We start from the raw sequence: 14,656 nt of genomic DNA, 5'->3' as shown, positions 1-14,656 counted from the left end.
GCCATGACCGCACAGGGAATATACCTGGACAACAACGCCACCACCCGCGTCGATCCGGAAGTGCTGGCGGAGATGCTGCCCCTGTTCACCGAGCAGTTCGGCAACCCTTCCTCCATGCACGGCTTCGGCGCCGCGGTGGGCGGCAAGATCGAATGGGCGCGCAAGCAGGTGCAGGCGCTCCTCGGCGCCGCCCATGACAGCGAGATCGTCTTCACCTCCGGCGGCACGGAGAGCGACAACACCGCCATCCTGTCGGTGCTGGAGGCCTATCCGAAGAAGAAGAGCATCGTCACCAGCGTGGTCGAGCATCCCGCCGTTCTGGCGCTGTGCGACTATCTGGAGAAGAAGCGCGGCTACACCGTCCACCGCATCGGCGTGGACAACCGGGGCAACCTCGACCTCGACGCCTACAAGGCGGCGCTGGGGCCGGACGTCGCCATCGTCTCGATCATGTGGGCGAACAACGAGACCGGGACGATCTTCCCGATCGAGGAGCTGGCCCAGCTCGCCAAGGCGGCGGGGGCGGTGTTCCACACCGACGCGGTGCAGGCGGTCGGCAAGATCCCGATGACGCTCGCCACCAGCGCGGTGGACATGCTGTCGCTGTCCGGCCACAAGCTGCACGCGCCCAAGGGCATCGGCGCGCTCTACGTCAAGCGCGGCCTGCGCTTCCGCCCGATGCTGCGCGGCGGCCACCAGGAGCGCTCGCGCCGCGCCGGCACGGAGAACGCGCCGGGCATCGTCGGGCTGGGAGCGGCGGCACAGCTCGCGCTCATGCACATGACCGACGAGAACACGCGGGTGAAGGCGCTGCGCGACAAGCTGGAGCAGGCCATCCTGGCTGCGGTTCCCAACTGCTTCGTCACCGGCAACCCGGCCAACCGCCTGCCCAACACCTGCAACGTCGCCTTCGAGTACATCGAGGGCGAGGCGATCCTCCTGCTGCTGAACGAGGCCGGCATCGCCGCCTCGTCGGGGTCGGCCTGCACCTCCGGGTCGCTGGAGCCGAGCCACGTGATGCGGGCCATGGGCGTGCCCTACACCGCCGCCCACGGCGCCACCCGCTTCTCCCTGTCGCGCGAGACGACCGAGGAGGAGATCGACCGGGTGATCGCGGTGGTCCCCGGCATCATCGCGAAGCTGCGCTCGCTGTCGCCCTACTGGTCGCAGGCGGGCGCGCCGAAGGAGTTCGCCCCAGTCTATTCGTAGAAATATCTATTCGTAACACCGAGATCGCAGGCCGGGCCGGGCCCGCGCCCCGGCAACCCGCCCGACGACACCCGCCGGGACGCGGTTCCCCGGCCCGGTCTGCGACACAACACCCTGGCTCCGTTGCCCCCACCCTAACCCTCCCCCGCTTCGCAGGGGAGGGAATCAAGGCCCTCCCCTGCGAAGCGGGGGAGGGAGGGGACCCACGCAGTGGGGAGGGTGGGGGCAATCACCGCGACGCATTCGCATCGAGGCTCATGTCATGCCGATGGCCGGTTCCACCATCATCAACGACACGACGCTGCGCGACGGGGAGCAGACGGCGGGGGTCGCCTTCACGCTCGACGAGAAGATCGCCATCGCCCGCGCGCTCGACGAGGCCGGCGTGCCGGAGCTTGAGATCGGCATCCCCGCCATGGGGCCGGAGGAGCGCGAAGGCATCCGCGCCGTGGCCGCGCTGGGGCTGAAGGCGCGGCTGATGGTCTGGTGCCGCATGCACGACACCGACCTGAAGGCGGCGCTGGACTGCCAAGTCGGCTTCGTCAACCTGTCGATGCCCGTCTCCGACATCCACATCACCAAGAAACTCAAGCGCAGCCGCGCCTGGGCCTTGTCGGAGATCGAACGCAAGATCAAGACGGCCCGCGACCACGGGCTGGAGGTCAGCCTGGGCGGCGAGGACTCCTCGCGCGCCGACATGGATTTCCTGATGGCCGCCGCGACCGTGGCGCAGGAGGCCGGCGCCCGCCGCTTCCGCTTCGCCGACACGCTGGGCGTGCTCGATCCCTTCCAGACGCGCGCCTGCATCGAACGGCTGCGCCGGGCCACGGACCTGGAGATCGAGATCCACGCCCACGACGACCTCGGCCTCGCCAACGCCAACTCGCTGGCCGCCGTGCTGGGCGGGGCGACCCACGTCAACACCACCGTCAACGGCCTGGGCGAGCGCGCCGGCAACGCCCCGCTGGAGGAGGTGGTGGTGTCGCTGAAGGTGCTCTATGGACAGGACACCGGGGTGGACACCCGCAAGCTGGGGGGGATCTCCGACCTTGTGGAGCGCGCCTCCAACCGGCCCGTGGCGGTCAACAAGTCCATCGTCGGCGACGCCGTCTTCACGCACGAGGCCGGCATCCATGTCGACGGGCTGCTGCGCGACCGCGCCACCTACCAGAATTTCGACCCCGCCGAGGTGGGGCGCGAGCACCGCATCGTGCTGGGCAAGCATTCCGGCACGGCCGGGGTGAAGATGGCCTACGGCCAGCTCGGCATCGCCTGCGACGACGCCACCGCCCAAGCGGTGCTGCCGCGGGTCCGCGCGCTCGCCACCCGCGCCAAGCGCGCTCCGACGGCGGAGGAGCTGCGCGCCTTCCACGACGACGCCACCCGCTGGAGCGTCGTCTCCTCGTGATGCGGAGGACTCCATGGCCGCGATCGACGCCCACCCGGACCTCGCCATGACGGAACCCAGCCTGTGGCGTTTGCTGCGCGAGGACGTCGCCTGCGTCTTCGACCGCGACCCGGCGGCGCGCAACGTCTTCGACGTGCTGACCTGCTATCCCGGCATTCACGCGCTGGTGGTCCACCGGCTGTCCAACGCCATGTGGCGGCGGGGGCTGCGCTGGCCGGCACGCTTCCTGTCCTATCTGGCCCGCGCGCTGACCAACATCGACATCCACCCCGGCGCCACCATCGGCCGCCGCTTCTTCATCGACCACGGGGCCGGTGTCGTCATCGGCGAAACGGCGGAGGTCGGCGACGACGTGACGCTCTACCACGGCGTGACCCTGGGCGGCACCTCCTGGACCAAGGGCAAGCGGCACCCGACGCTGGGCGACGGCGTGCTGGTCGGGTCCGGGGCCAAGATCCTGGGACCGATCACCGTGGGCGCCCAGTGCCGCGTCGGCGCCAACTCGGTGGTGACCAAGGACGTGCCGGAGGGCATGACGGTGGTCGGCATTCCCGGCCGCGTCGTCCGTCCGGACACCCAGCGCCGGCTGGCCGCCCACGGCATCGACCTCGACCACCATCTGATGCCCGACCCGGTCGGCAAGGCCATCGCCTGCCTGATCGACCACATCAACCGCATCGAGGCCCGGTTGGAAGCCCACGCGGCGGAGGAGGCCACGCGCCCCGCCCCGCCCCACCCCGCCCCGCCGCTGAGCGCCATCCGGCTGGACGACCTGCCGCTCGACGGCATCGTCTGCCGGAGCTGCGGCAACCTGTGCGACCAGGACGCCTGCGGCGACCGCAATCACGATAACCACGACGCCGGCGCGCGCGCCGATCATTACGTCATCTGAATGGAAAGGACCCCGCCATGAGCTTCAAGGACGATCTGGAGGATCTGGAGACCGCGGAGGACTTCCTGCGCTTCCTCGGCGTCACCTACGAGCAGCGCGTGGTGAACGTGAACCGCCTGCACATCCTGCAGCGCTTCCACGACTATCTATCCGCCGACACCGGCATGGAAGGGCTGGACGACGAGGGCATGGCCGCCCGCTACAGCGCCCATCTGCAGCGCGCCTATCAGGACTTCGTCGCGTCCAACGCCATCGCCGAGAAGACCTTCAAGGTCCATCAGGAGGAGGCCAAGCGGATGGCCGACCGCTTCGTCCCGCTGGACGCCCTGCTGCCGACCTGATCCCTTCCCATCGTTCGCTTCCAGAACGGCCTGCGGACCCGCCCACCGGCGAGCGTCCGCGGGCCGTTCCGCTTTCCGGCCATCCTCCGCCTCGGCCGGCCGTTGTCGGGTTTGTCCCATAGGCGACAGAGGGCGCAGGAGGGCCGGGATCGCGTCGGGCCGCGGCACACACCCCCTGTTGAGAAGCCGACACGCCGGTCCTTTGTCGTTTTTGCGACAATCTCTCAATCGCCATAAAATCCGTCAAATTCAACGTCTTACCGCGCCAGCACGGAACTGGCACGCCGCTTGCTGATAGGACCATAGCCACGCCGCGCGACAGGCGGCGGAATGTCAAGGAGACCGGGATGCACATCGTTGTCTGTATCAAACAGGTGCCCGACAGCGCCCAGATCCGCATCCACCCCGTGACGAACACGATCATGCGTCAGGGCGTCCCGGCCATCATCAACCCCTTCGACCTCTTCTCGCTGGAGGAGGCGCTGCGGATCAAGGACAAGGTCGGCGCCCGCGTCACCGTCCTGACCATGGGGCCGCCGATGGCCGAAACCTCGCTGCGCAAGGCGCTGTCGCTGGGCGCCGACGATGCGGTGCTGCTGACCGATCGCAAGTTTGCGGGGTCGGACACGCTGGCGACCTCCTACGCCCTGACCTCGGCGATCCGGAAGCTGTCGGAGGAGGAGACGGTCGATCTGGTCTTCTGCGGCAAGCAGACGGTCGACGGCGACACCGCGCAGGTCGGTCCGGGCATCGCCACGCGGCTGGGCTTCCAGCAGCTCACCTACATCACGAAGATCGAGTCGATCGACCAGGGCGCCAAGGAAATCGTCGTGCACCGCCGCTCCGAAGGCGGCGTGCAGGTGCTGAAGACCGCCCTGCCCTGCATGATCACGATGCTGGAAGGCACGAACACCATCCGCTTCGGCAAGATGGACGACATGTTCCGCGCCGCCCGCTACGGCCTGAAGACCTGGAACAAGGACACCACCGGCGCCGAAGAGACGAAGGTCGGGCTGAAGGGCTCGCCCACCGTCGTGTCGAAGGTCTTCGTCCCGAAGCCGCGCGCCCAGAAGGCGACGATGGTCGAGGCCGAGGCCCCCACCGCCGAAGCCCAGGCCGCCGCCGCCGTGGACGCCATCTTCGGCGCCCAGCCGAAACTCGCCGACGAGCTGCTCGCCCGCGCCGCCGCCGGCCTGTGACGCGCTGGCCTTGACGCGCCGTTCCTGACGAATCCTCCGCCGGAGACATCCCGATGAGCGAACCAAGCAAGCCGCAGGGACGCAAGTTCCAACTGCCCGAGCACCTGAAGGAATACAAGGGCATCTGGGTGATCGTGGAGCAGGAGCGCGGCTCCGTCCATTCCGTGTCGTGGGAGCTGGTGGGCGAAGCCCGCAAGCTCGCCGACAAGCTGGGCGTCGAGGTGGGGGCCGTGGTGCTGGGCGCCGACAGCCCGGAGCTGAACGCCATCTGCGGCGACGCCTTCACCTACGGCGCCGACGTCGTCTACAAGGTGACCGACCCGGTCCTGGCCGACTACCGCACCGATCCCTACACGCGGGTGATGACCGACGTGGTCAACACCTACAAGCCGGAGATCGTGCTGCTGGGCGCCACCACGCTGGGCCGCGATCTCGCCGGCGCCATCGCCACCACGCTCGCCACCGGCCTGACCGCCGACTGCACCGAGCTGGACATCTACATGGACAACCGGTCGCTGGCGGCCACCCGCCCGACCTTCGGCGGCACCCTGCTCTGCACCATCCAGACGCTGGCCTACCGCCCGCAGATGGCCACGGTGCGGCCGCGCGTGATGTCCATGCCCGACCGCGACGACAGCCGCACCGGCCGCGTGGTGGAGGTGTTCCCGGCGCTGCGCGAGGACGACATCATCACCAAGGTGCTGAGCTTCATCGCCGACCGCGAGCAGAACGAGGCGCAGCTCGCCTTCGCCGACATCATCGTCGCGGCGGGCAAGGGGCTGGGCAAGCCGGAGAACCTGAAGCTGGTCTTCGACCTCGCCAAGGTTCTGGGCGGCGAGGTCGGGGTGACCCGCCCGCTGGTCCAGGCCGGCTGGACCGGCTTCGACCGCCAAGTCGGGCAGACCGGCAAGACGGTGCGCCCGAAGCTCTACATCGCCGCCGGCATCTCCGGCGCCATCCAGCACCGGGTCGGCATGGAGAAGTCCGACCTGATCCTGGCCATCAACACCGACCCCAACGCGCCGATCTTCGACTTCGCCCATCTCGGGCTGGTCGGCGACGCGCTGACCATCCTGCCGGCCCTGACCGACGCTTTCGGCAAGCGCCTCTCGGTCAACCGGCTGGCCGGCTGAACATCCGGACGAACAGGAGCCACAAGGACCATGGTCGAAAAGTTCGACGCCATCGTCATCGGTGCCGGCCCGTCCGGCAACGCGGCGGCCTACACGCTGGCCAAGCAGGGCCTCAACGTTCTTCAGCTCGAGCGCGGGGAGTATCCCGGCGCCAAGAACGTCCAGGGCGGCATCATGTACGCCGCCGAGCTGGAGAAGATCATCCCGGACTTCCGTGAGGATTGCCCGACCGAGCGCCACATCATCGAACAGCGCATCTGGCTGCTCGGCGACGACAACTACATCGGCACCAACTACCGCTCGGACGCCTTCAACAGCGACAAGCCGAACCGCTACACGATCATCCGCGCCAACATCGACAAGTGGTTCTCCGAGAAGATCCGCGAGGCCGGCGGCCTGCAGATCTGCGAGACCACGGTGACGGAGCTGATCCGCGACGCGTCCGGCAAGGTCATCGGCGTGCGCACCGACCGCGAGGGCGGCGAGATCCACGCCGACGTGGTCATCATGGCCGACGGCGTGAACGCCCTGCTCGCCCGCCGCACCGGCTTCCAGCAGGAGCTGGCGCCGCAGAACGTCGCGCTGGCGGTCAAGGAAATCCTGTTCATCGATCCCGAGCTGATCCAGCAGCGCTTCGGCCTGAAGGACGAAGAGGGCGTGGTCATCGAGATCATGGGCAAGGTGACCAAGGGCATGGTCGGCACCGCGTTCCTCTACACCAACAAGGAATCGCTGACGATCGGCATCGGCTGCCTGATCTCCGACTTCAAGGAGGGCGCCATCCCGCCTTACAAGATGCTGGAGGATCTGAAGAACCACCCCGTCATCAAGCCGCTGATCGAAGGGGCGGAGATGAAGGAATACGCCGCCCACATGATCCCCGAGGGCGGCTACAAGGCGGTTCCGCAGCTCTTTGGGGACGGCTGGATGGTGGTCGGCGACGCCGCCCACTTCAACAACGCCGCCCACCGCGAGGGCTCCAACCTCGCCATGGCGTCGGGCCGCATGGCGGCGGAGACGGTGATCGAGCTGAAGCAGGCCGGCAAGCCCTTCAACGCCGCCAACCTCGCCGCCTACAAGAAGAAGCTGGACGACAGCTTCATCATGAAGGACCTGAAGAAGTACCGGAACCTGCCGGGCATCATGCACGAGAACAAGCAGTTCTTCGGCGCCTATCCCGACACGCTGACCGCCGCCGCCCACAGCTGGTTCACCGTGGACAGCGTGGACAAGAAGACGAAGGAGAAGGAGATCATGAAGTCCTTCGTCAAGAAGCGCTCGATCATGGGTCTGGTCGGCGACGCAATCAAGCTGGTGAGGGCCGTGCGATGAGCATCGTGGTCAAGATCGAAGAGAAGCTGTACCAGAACCGCTACATCGTCGACGAGAGCCGGCCGCACATCCAGATCCGCAACGACGCGGTCTGCAAGTCCTGCGAGTCCCAGGCCTGCACCGTCTGCTGCCCGGCGGCCTGCTACACGAAGAACGAAACCGGCAGCGTGACGCTGGCCACCGACGGCTGCCTGGAATGCGGGACCTGCCGCGTGGTCTGCCAGGACAAGGAAAATATTCAGTGGGACTACCCGCGGGGCGGCTACGGCATCAGTTATAAGTTTGGTTGAGGAACGCACCGGCGGTCCTACGGCCTTCGCCGCTGGCCTGCCGGTCGTCTCCCTCTCCTATCCGCCATGACTAGAACCCCTTCCCGCCCTGCGGGGAGGGGTTTCTTCGTCGTGGGCGCGCCCCCGCCCCACCCGAATTTTCAACCGCCCGGTGGATGCGGAAGGGACGGACGTCGCACATATCCGTTGTATCGAGACCTGCAAGACGAGGGAGACGGGAAATGCAGCTTCGTGTCTGCTTCGAGAACATGAAGTCGGTCAATGTCAACGACGCGTCCATGATGCGGCATTACGCCGAAAGCTATCTGGCCGACTTCCGGCCGGAATGGGCCGGCTTCATCATGCTGCCGCACAACGAGACGCAGCGCGCCACCATGGAGCCGGCTTGGCAGATGCTGATCCGCAACGCCACGCCGGACACGGAACGGCGACTGGTCGAGTATGTCCGAGGCAACCCGATGGCCGCCTACCATGTGCACATTTATCGCCGGGACCACGGCAATGAAATAAAGATTCACTGAAACTTTCTAAACTCTCGCCGCAACAAGGAATGACAAGCAGCACAACATCATAAATCCATCCAAAAGACCGCCGCCCCACGTCAAACATATTACCGACTATAGCCAAGGAATGGCGGCGGTCTTTTGATTTTATTTACTTATTGAACCGCACAGTGGCGCTCGCAAGAAAACGCAAACAAGCGGATCTGAATCCGCTGCAAGAAGGGAGCGCGTCATGCGATTCACTATCAAATTCATATTGCTTTCGGTTCTCAGCCTGTTGGGTGTCCTGCTGGCGCTGAGCGATCTGGCAGGGCTGCGCGCGCTCAACGTGGCGAACGGGAATCTCCGCACGGTTCATGATGAGCGCGTTTTGCCCTTGCGAGACCTCAAGATCATCTCCGACGCTTATGCCGTCTTCATCGTCGATGCCTCGCACAAGGTGCGCAATGGCAACTTCACATGGGACGAAAGCCTGTCTTCCGTCCGCAAGGCCAAGGACGACATTCGCGAGCGCTGGAACGCCTATCTCGGCACCGACCTCGACCCGGATGAGACGGCGCTGGTGAATGGGATCAAGCCGGACATGGCCAAAGCCAACGCGACGGTGGAACGGTTGATCGGCGTCCTGTCGGGTCGGGACACCGCCGCGCTGGACGCCTTCGTGAAGAGCGACCTGTACCAGACGATCGATCCCGTCACCGACGGCATCAGCCAACTCATCGACCTTCAGGTGCGGGTCGCCGGGGAGCGCTATGCGGAGGCTCAGGCCACCCACGCCACCGCCAATTTAACCTCCCTGGTGCTCCTGGGGATCGGCGCTGTGATGGTGATCCTGGGTATGGCGGTGGTGGTGCTCCGCGTCGTACGGCCGGTGGCGCGGCTCACCGAGACGATGCGGCGCATCGTCGGAGGCGACTATGACACCATCGTGCCAGCGGCCGGCGGGCGCGACGAGATCGGCGCGATGGCCCGGGCGGTGGAGGTGTTCAAGGCCAACGGGCTGGAAAACCAGCGCATGCGCCAGGAGCAGGCACGCCAGCAGGAGCAGGCCGAGGCTGCCAAGCGCGACGCGCTGGAAACCATGGCCCAGACGGTGGAGCGTGAAACCCGCAACGCCGTGGACCGGGTGTCCGAACGCACCGGGCAGATGGAACGCAACGCCGCCGCCATGGCCCAGTCGGCGAGCGCGGTCGGGGCGAACAGCCAGTCCGTGGCCACCGCCGCGGAGCAGGCCCTGCACAACGCCCAGACCGTCGCCGCCGCCTCGGAGGAGTTGGCCGCCTCGATCCGCGAGATCGGCACCCAGGTGGCGCAGGCCAGCAGCATCACCCGCGTCGCCGTGGAAAAGGGCAATCAGGCGCGCGGCACCATCCAGTCGCTGTCCGACGCCGTGCAGAAGATCGGCGACGTCGCCCAGCTCATCCAGAACATCGCGAGCCAGACCAATCTGCTGGCGCTGAACGCCACCATCGAGGCCGCAAGGGCCGGCGAGGCCGGCAAGGGATTCGCCGTGGTGGCCAGCGAGGTGAAGAATCTGGCAAGCCAGACCGCACAGGCGACCGAGGACATCGCCCAGCAGATCGGCGAGATCCGGGCGGCGACCGGTGGCGCCGTGGCCGCCGTCTCCACCATCACCGGCAGCATCGCCGAGGTGGATCAGGTGGCCGGAGCGATCGCCGCGGCGATGGAGGAACAGGCCGCCGCGACCCAGGAGATCAGCCGCAGCGTCAACCAGACCGCTGAAGCCGCGCGCGAGGTCTCCCACCGGATCGCCGAAGTGTCGAGCGAGGCGAAGGCCACCGGCGACCGCGCCGCCGACGTGCGCGTCATCGCCGACGACGTCTCCGGAAGCATCGACGAACTGCGCGGCGTCCTGGTCCGGGTCGTCCGCACCTCGATGAGCGAGGTGGATCGCCGCCGCGAGACCCGCTATGCGGTGGACCTCCCCGCCCGCGCCGACACCCCGGACGGCAGCCGGATCTGCCGCCTGGAGAACCTGTCCTCCAGCGGCGCCGCGCTGCAAGTCTGGGACGGTGCCACGAACGGCACGCGCGGAACGCTGCGCATCGATGGCTTCGGCATGCCCCTGCCCTTCGCCGTCGTGACGGTGGGCGCCCAGAGCTGCCATGTCCGTTTCGACTTGCCGGACGAGGCGAAGGCCGGATTCGAAGACTGCTTCAACGCGCTGGTCCGCGACCGTACCCTGCGGCCCATAGCCGCCTGAGGGGGGCCGCCTGAGGGGCCGCCGGATCGACGGCTGGGGCCGGCGGCGGTTCGCTAAGCCGGCGCCATGCCATGAATGTACGCGGCGGCACGGCCCAGCTCCCGATCGGCGCGGGCAACCAGCGCACCGATGCCGTCCAGCCGCTGGTCGACGCAGGCCAACTCGATGGCGTCGCTTGCCGCCGCCAGGTCCCGCGCGCCCACCGTGCGGGAGGACCCCGCCAGCTTGTGGGCCGCCTGACGCACGCTGTCCCAATCCGCCGCCTCGTGGGCGGCGACCAGACGGTCGCGGCTGGCGCTGTTGGAGACGATGAACTCCTGCAGCAATTGCCCGACGAACTCCATGTCCCCGTCGAACAGCGTCGCCAGAACGCCCACGTCGATGGGCGGCGCGTCGGAGCCGGCCGCCGGCGCCGCGGTGGATGCGGAGGGAGCCGGCGCCGGTTCGGACGCGGGCTTGGATGGCAGGTGGCGGTCCAGCAGGCGGCGCAGTTGGCCGATCTCAACCGGCTTCGACACGGCGTCGTCCATCCCCGCCGACAGGCAGCGTTGCGCCTCGCCGGCCATGGCGTTGGCGGTGACCGCGATGATGGGCAGGCGTGGACGCCCTTTCGCCGCCTCTTCGGCACGGATCAGCCGGGTCAGCTCGAATCCGTCCATCTCCGGCATCTGGCAGTCGGTCAGCAGAAGCGCGTAATCGCCGTTGCGCCACAGGGCCAAGGCTTGGACGCCGTCCTCCGCCAGGTCCGCCGCTTGGCCGAGCAGGGCGAGCTGCCGCTGGATGACCTGCCGGTTGGTCGGATGATCCTCGGCCACCAGGATGCGTGGCGGGGACGCCGCTCCGTCCCCCGTCAAGGAAGCCGTGGACAGTCCGGGATGCCCTGTGTCGGCCTCGACCGCCGGCCCGCGGCCCGCGGCGGCCAGCACGGCGCGCACCAGATGACCGCGGCGCACCGGGCGGGCGAGCCCGACCGCATCGATCAAGGCACCACGGCCGCCCAGCAACACCCGTCCGCGCGCCAGCCCCGGCGCCGCGGCGTCCAGCGCCTGCAAATCCCCCTCGGCGGTGGTGAGCACGACGTCGCAAGGCGTGCCGGGCGGCAGCGCCTGAATCCCCGCGATGGCGTCCGGCGCATCCAGCAACACGGCGCCGTCGGTGTTCAGGTAGCGGGCGAGGAATCGCCGTTCCTCCGCGTCGGCCGCCAGGAGCAACACCGATAGTCCGGCCAAAGGCGGAGCCGCGACACCCATGGCGTCGCCGTCCGGGGCGAGATCGGCGGTGAAGGTGAACCAGAAGGTGGAGCCGCGGCCCGGTTCGCTCGCCACGCCCACCTCGCCGCCCATCAGCTCGGCCAGACGGCGGCAGATCGACAGCCCCAGCCCCGTCCCGCCGAAGCGCCGGGTGGTCGAAGCCTCGGCCTGGGTGAAGGGACGGAACAGCTGGGCCTGCGCCTCCTTGGCGATGCCGATTCCGGTGTCGGTCACGGCGATCCGGATCGTCGCCCGCCCGTCCTCGAACCGTGCCAGTTCAGCCCGGATGCGCACCGAGCCGGAGGGGGTGAACTTCACGGCGTTGCCGGCGATGTTGAACAGCACCTGCCGGATGCGCACCGAATCGCCCATAACCAGCGGCGGCAGGTCGGGATCGACGTAGGTGACCAGCGTCAGGTCCTTCTGCCGCGCCGCCGGGGCCAGCGTCTCGGCCACGCCCTCCACCACCGCGGACAGCGACACCGGAGCGCGCTCCAGATCCAGCCGCCCGGCCTCGATCTTCGAGAAATCCAGGATGTCGTTGATGATGGTCAGCAGCGCCCCCGCCGAATCGCGCACCACGGAAACCAATTCCTGCTGCTCGGGAGTCAGCGGCGTGTATTCCAGCAGTTCCAGCATGCCCTGGACGCCGTTCATCGGGGTGCGGATCTCGTGGCTCATGGTCGCCAGGAACAGCGACTTGGCCTGGTTGGCAGCCTCCGCTTCCGACCGCGCGGCCTCCGCCGCCTCGGTCGCGGCGACCAGTTCGCGGGTGCGGTCGGCCACTTGGCTTTCCAGGTTGCGGTTCAGCGCGGTCAGCTCTTCATAGAGATGCACGTTGTCGAAACCGACCGCGACCTTGGAGCAGAAGACCTCCAGCAGCCGCTGTTCATCCTCCGTCAGGGGGCGCCGGTGGCTGATGTGGAACACCGTGTCGTGGTGCCGCGAAGTGGAGCGGAAGACCAGCAGGCTGCGCTCCCGCTCGTAGCGGTTCCGCCCGTCGGCCAGCGCCTGGGTCACCGCCTCCGCCGCCTCCGCCGGCAGGGCGGCGCGCACCGGCTTGCCCTCCGCCGCCGCGTGAATGCCGCTGGCCCCCAGCACCAGCGGGTCGCGCGCGGCGCCGCCGGTTTCCTCCTCCGTCCAGCGGCTGCACAGGGCGATGCCGTCGCAGGGCGGACAGATCTCCGCGATCTTCGACACCGCGCCGCGGACGAATTCCGCCATGGTCCGCTTGTCCAGCAGGGCGGAGGATGCGTCCAGGATGCGCTCCAACCCCCGGCGGTGCTCCTCAATGGCGGTGATGTCCTGATAGCCACGCAGGGCGGCGACGACCGAGGTGTACAGTTTCTGCGCCGTCAGTTCCGTCTTCGATTTGTAGTCGTTGATGTCGTAGTTCAGGATGACGTCGCGTTCCGGCGCCTGCCCCGGCTGGCCGGTGCGCAGGATGATGCGGACGCGCCGGTTGTTCAGCTCGCTGCGGATCATGCGCACCAGCCGAAGGCCGGCGTCGTCGGATTCCATCACCACGTCCAGGAGCACCACGGCGATGGCCGGATTCTGCTCCAGCAGGCTGCGCGCCTCGGCCGCGGTTCCGGCGGACAGGAACTGCGCGGGGCGTCCTTCAAAGGTGAAGCCGCGCAGCACCATCTTGGTGGTCGCGTGGATGGCCGGATCGTCGTCGACGATCAGGATGATCCAAGGATCGGCGGGCTCCGGCGCCGCTTCCTTCGCCGTCTCGGCCTCGATGCCCGGCTCGTCGTCGGCGAAAAGAAACTCGTCGCTCATCGAACTCCCTCCGCGCCGTCGGCAGCCTCTGGTCGCGGGAGGATATCACAGCGCCACCGCTCGTGAACATGCTCCTGCGGCCCGCCACAACCCTTCATCGGCAGGGCGTCGCGACCGACGACAACCCCAGACTGCGCCACGCCCGCACCGTCAGCCGCCGGTGTCGCCACCGGAGTCGGCGTTGCAGAAACGGCGCAGCGCGTCCAGGTCGGCGACGGACACCGCGCCCCCCTGCGTCTCCACCCCCACCCCACGCAGCTTCGCCAGCGCGCGGGAAAAGGTCTCCGGCTGCATGCCGAGGCGCCGCGCGACCAGCGCCTTGTCGAAGGGCAGAGCGAAGTTGGCCGCACCCGATCCCTCCGGGCAGAAGCGCAGCAGGAAGCTGCCGACCCGCTGGGCGGTCGGCTGGACCTGCAATTGCTCGATCTGCTGGACGAGGTGGCGCAGCCGCACCGACAGGGACCCCAGCATGGCAAAGGCGATCTGCTCGTCCTCGCGCAGGCAGCGGGCGAAGCCCTCCGCCGTCAGGGTCATGACGCGCGAGTCGGCCACCGCCTCCGCGCAGACCGGGAACTTGCCGCTGGCGAACATGGCGGCCTCGGCGAAGGTCTCGCCGGGGGCGACGATGGTCACCACCGCCTCCGCCCCGTCGCGGGTCAGGCGGTAGAGCTTCACCCAGCCGTCGAGCAGCGCGAAGAAGCGGTCGGCATCCTCATCCTGAACGAACAGGGTGGTGCCGCGTGGCACCATGCGCACCTGGGCCGTGCTGACGAGCAGCTCCAGCGACCGGTCGGGCAGGCGCCCGAACAGCGCGTTGGACCGCAGCGTCGCGGCGTCCTGGGGCCGGAAGCCCGGCGGATCGTTCCTCATGCCTTCCCTCACCTTCTCACCCTCCAGCGGTCCCGGCCCGGACAGCCGGTGGGCGGGGCCATTCCGCCCGGCCACTGTCGCAGCATGCACAAGCTTTGGGCAAGACAGGGAATCACCGCGACGATGCGGATGCCTCGGGCACCGGCATCCGGGACCCGGAAACGAACCGGGGCGCCCCCTCGCGGAAGCGCCCCGGCCGTTCTTCAGAGGCTGAAGAGGC

At 68.2% G+C, this 14,656-nt stretch carries 12 protein-coding genes; 10 read left to right on the top strand and 2 right to left on the bottom strand.

All coding sequences use genetic code 11. The features are described 5' to 3' along the window. Positions 1 to 3 precede the first annotated feature (3 nt). The 10 genes from nifS (at position 4) to H0B54_RS13585 (ending at position 10,531) form a co-directional block, all read left to right on the top strand. Entirely contained in the window at positions 4 to 1,209 is a 1,206-nt protein-coding gene (gene nifS, locus H0B54_RS13630; RefSeq protein WP_145679125.1) for a cysteine desulfurase NifS, read from the top strand. Positions 1,210 to 1,471: 262 nt separating this feature from the next. Beyond that, positions 1,472 to 2,617: a homocitrate synthase gene (gene nifV / locus H0B54_RS13625; protein ID WP_188260762.1), complete on the top strand. Its 1,146-nt coding sequence runs from the start codon at positions 1,472 to 1,474 to the stop codon at positions 2,615 to 2,617. A gap of 13 nt (positions 2,618 to 2,630) precedes the next feature. Then, the gene (cysE, locus tag H0B54_RS13620) at positions 2,631 to 3,509 is read left to right on the top strand and encodes a serine O-acetyltransferase (RefSeq protein ID WP_211109371.1); all 879 of its coding nucleotides are present in this window, start codon (positions 2,631 to 2,633) and stop codon (positions 3,507 to 3,509) included. 17 nt (positions 3,510 to 3,526) lie between these two features. Further along, on the top strand, positions 3,527 to 3,850 hold the full coding sequence (gene nifW / locus H0B54_RS13615) for a nitrogenase-stabilizing/protective protein NifW (protein ID WP_188260761.1): 324 nt from the start codon (positions 3,527 to 3,529) through the stop codon (positions 3,848 to 3,850). Positions 3,851 to 4,197: 347 nt separating this feature from the next. Then, positions 4,198 to 5,049: an electron transfer flavoprotein subunit beta/FixA family protein gene (locus H0B54_RS13610; protein ID WP_188260760.1), complete on the top strand. Its 852-nt coding sequence runs from the start codon at positions 4,198 to 4,200 to the stop codon at positions 5,047 to 5,049. 53 nt (positions 5,050 to 5,102) lie between these two features. Continuing rightward, positions 5,103 to 6,182, top strand: a complete 1,080-nt coding sequence (locus tag H0B54_RS13605) for an electron transfer flavoprotein subunit alpha/FixB family protein (protein ID WP_188260759.1) — start codon at positions 5,103 to 5,105, stop codon at positions 6,180 to 6,182. A 30-nt stretch (positions 6,183 to 6,212) separates the two neighbouring features. Further along, the gene (locus H0B54_RS13600; RefSeq protein ID WP_188260758.1) at positions 6,213 to 7,514 is read left to right on the top strand and encodes an FAD-dependent oxidoreductase; all 1,302 of its coding nucleotides are present in this window, start codon (positions 6,213 to 6,215) and stop codon (positions 7,512 to 7,514) included. Further along, the gene (locus H0B54_RS13595; protein WP_094305907.1) at positions 7,511 to 7,804 is read left to right on the top strand and encodes a ferredoxin family protein; all 294 of its coding nucleotides are present in this window, start codon (positions 7,511 to 7,513) and stop codon (positions 7,802 to 7,804) included. Before H0B54_RS13600 ends, H0B54_RS13595 begins: the two co-directional genes overlap by 4 nt. Positions 7,805 to 8,025: 221 nt before the next feature. Beyond that, positions 8,026 to 8,325 carry a hypothetical protein gene (locus H0B54_RS13590; RefSeq protein ID WP_188260757.1) on the top strand — a complete coding sequence of 100 codons (300 nt, stop codon included), beginning with the start codon at positions 8,026 to 8,028 and terminating at the stop codon, positions 8,323 to 8,325. Between the two features lie 214 nt (positions 8,326 to 8,539). Further along, positions 8,540 to 10,531 carry a methyl-accepting chemotaxis protein gene (locus H0B54_RS13585; protein WP_188260756.1) on the top strand — a complete coding sequence of 664 codons (1,992 nt, stop codon included), beginning with the start codon at positions 8,540 to 8,542 and terminating at the stop codon, positions 10,529 to 10,531. Positions 10,532 to 10,584: 53 nt separating this feature from the next. Here H0B54_RS13585 and H0B54_RS13580 read toward each other — a convergent pair whose 3' ends face one another. Next, on the bottom strand, positions 10,585 to 13,566 hold the full coding sequence (locus H0B54_RS13580) for a DUF3369 domain-containing protein (RefSeq protein ID WP_188260755.1): 2,982 nt from the start codon (positions 13,564 to 13,566) through the stop codon (positions 10,585 to 10,587). A gap of 150 nt (positions 13,567 to 13,716) precedes the next feature. Further along, entirely contained in the window at positions 13,717 to 14,436 is a 720-nt protein-coding gene (locus tag H0B54_RS13575; RefSeq protein WP_188260754.1) for a Crp/Fnr family transcriptional regulator, read from the bottom strand. Between the last annotated feature and the right edge of the window lie 220 nt (positions 14,437 to 14,656).

The organism is Azospirillum tabaci (assembly GCF_014596085.1).
Classification (GTDB): Bacteria; Pseudomonadota; Alphaproteobacteria; order Azospirillales; family Azospirillaceae; genus Azospirillum; species Azospirillum tabaci.
Note: the sequence above shows the minus strand (reverse complement) of the source record. Positions and strands in the feature narration are given on the sequence as shown.

What these genes read in the sequence shown, in the direction of transcription:
- nifS (WP_145679125.1), top strand. Translation starts at nt 4, where the DNA reads ATGACCGCACAGGGAATATACCTGGACAACAACGCCACCACCCGCGTC.
- nifV (WP_188260762.1), top strand. Translation starts at nt 1,472, where the DNA reads ATGCCGATGGCCGGTTCCACCATCATCAACGACACGACGCTGCGCGAC.
- cysE (WP_211109371.1), top strand. Translation starts at nt 2,631, where the DNA reads ATGGCCGCGATCGACGCCCACCCGGACCTCGCCATGACGGAACCCAGC.
- nifW (WP_188260761.1), top strand. Translation starts at nt 3,527, where the DNA reads ATGAGCTTCAAGGACGATCTGGAGGATCTGGAGACCGCGGAGGACTTC.
- H0B54_RS13610 (WP_188260760.1), top strand. Translation starts at nt 4,198, where the DNA reads ATGCACATCGTTGTCTGTATCAAACAGGTGCCCGACAGCGCCCAGATC.
- H0B54_RS13605 (WP_188260759.1), top strand. Translation starts at nt 5,103, where the DNA reads ATGAGCGAACCAAGCAAGCCGCAGGGACGCAAGTTCCAACTGCCCGAG.
- H0B54_RS13600 (WP_188260758.1), top strand. Translation starts at nt 6,213, where the DNA reads ATGGTCGAAAAGTTCGACGCCATCGTCATCGGTGCCGGCCCGTCCGGC.
- H0B54_RS13595 (WP_094305907.1), top strand. Translation starts at nt 7,511, where the DNA reads ATGAGCATCGTGGTCAAGATCGAAGAGAAGCTGTACCAGAACCGCTAC.
- H0B54_RS13590 (WP_188260757.1), top strand. Translation starts at nt 8,026, where the DNA reads ATGCAGCTTCGTGTCTGCTTCGAGAACATGAAGTCGGTCAATGTCAAC.
- H0B54_RS13585 (WP_188260756.1), top strand. Translation starts at nt 8,540, where the DNA reads ATGCGATTCACTATCAAATTCATATTGCTTTCGGTTCTCAGCCTGTTG.
- H0B54_RS13580 (WP_188260755.1), bottom strand. Translation starts at nt 13,566, where the DNA reads ATGAGCGACGAGTTTCTTTTCGCCGACGACGAGCCGGGCATCGAGGCC.
- H0B54_RS13575 (WP_188260754.1), bottom strand. Translation starts at nt 14,436, where the DNA reads ATGAGGAACGATCCGCCGGGCTTCCGGCCCCAGGACGCCGCGACGCTG.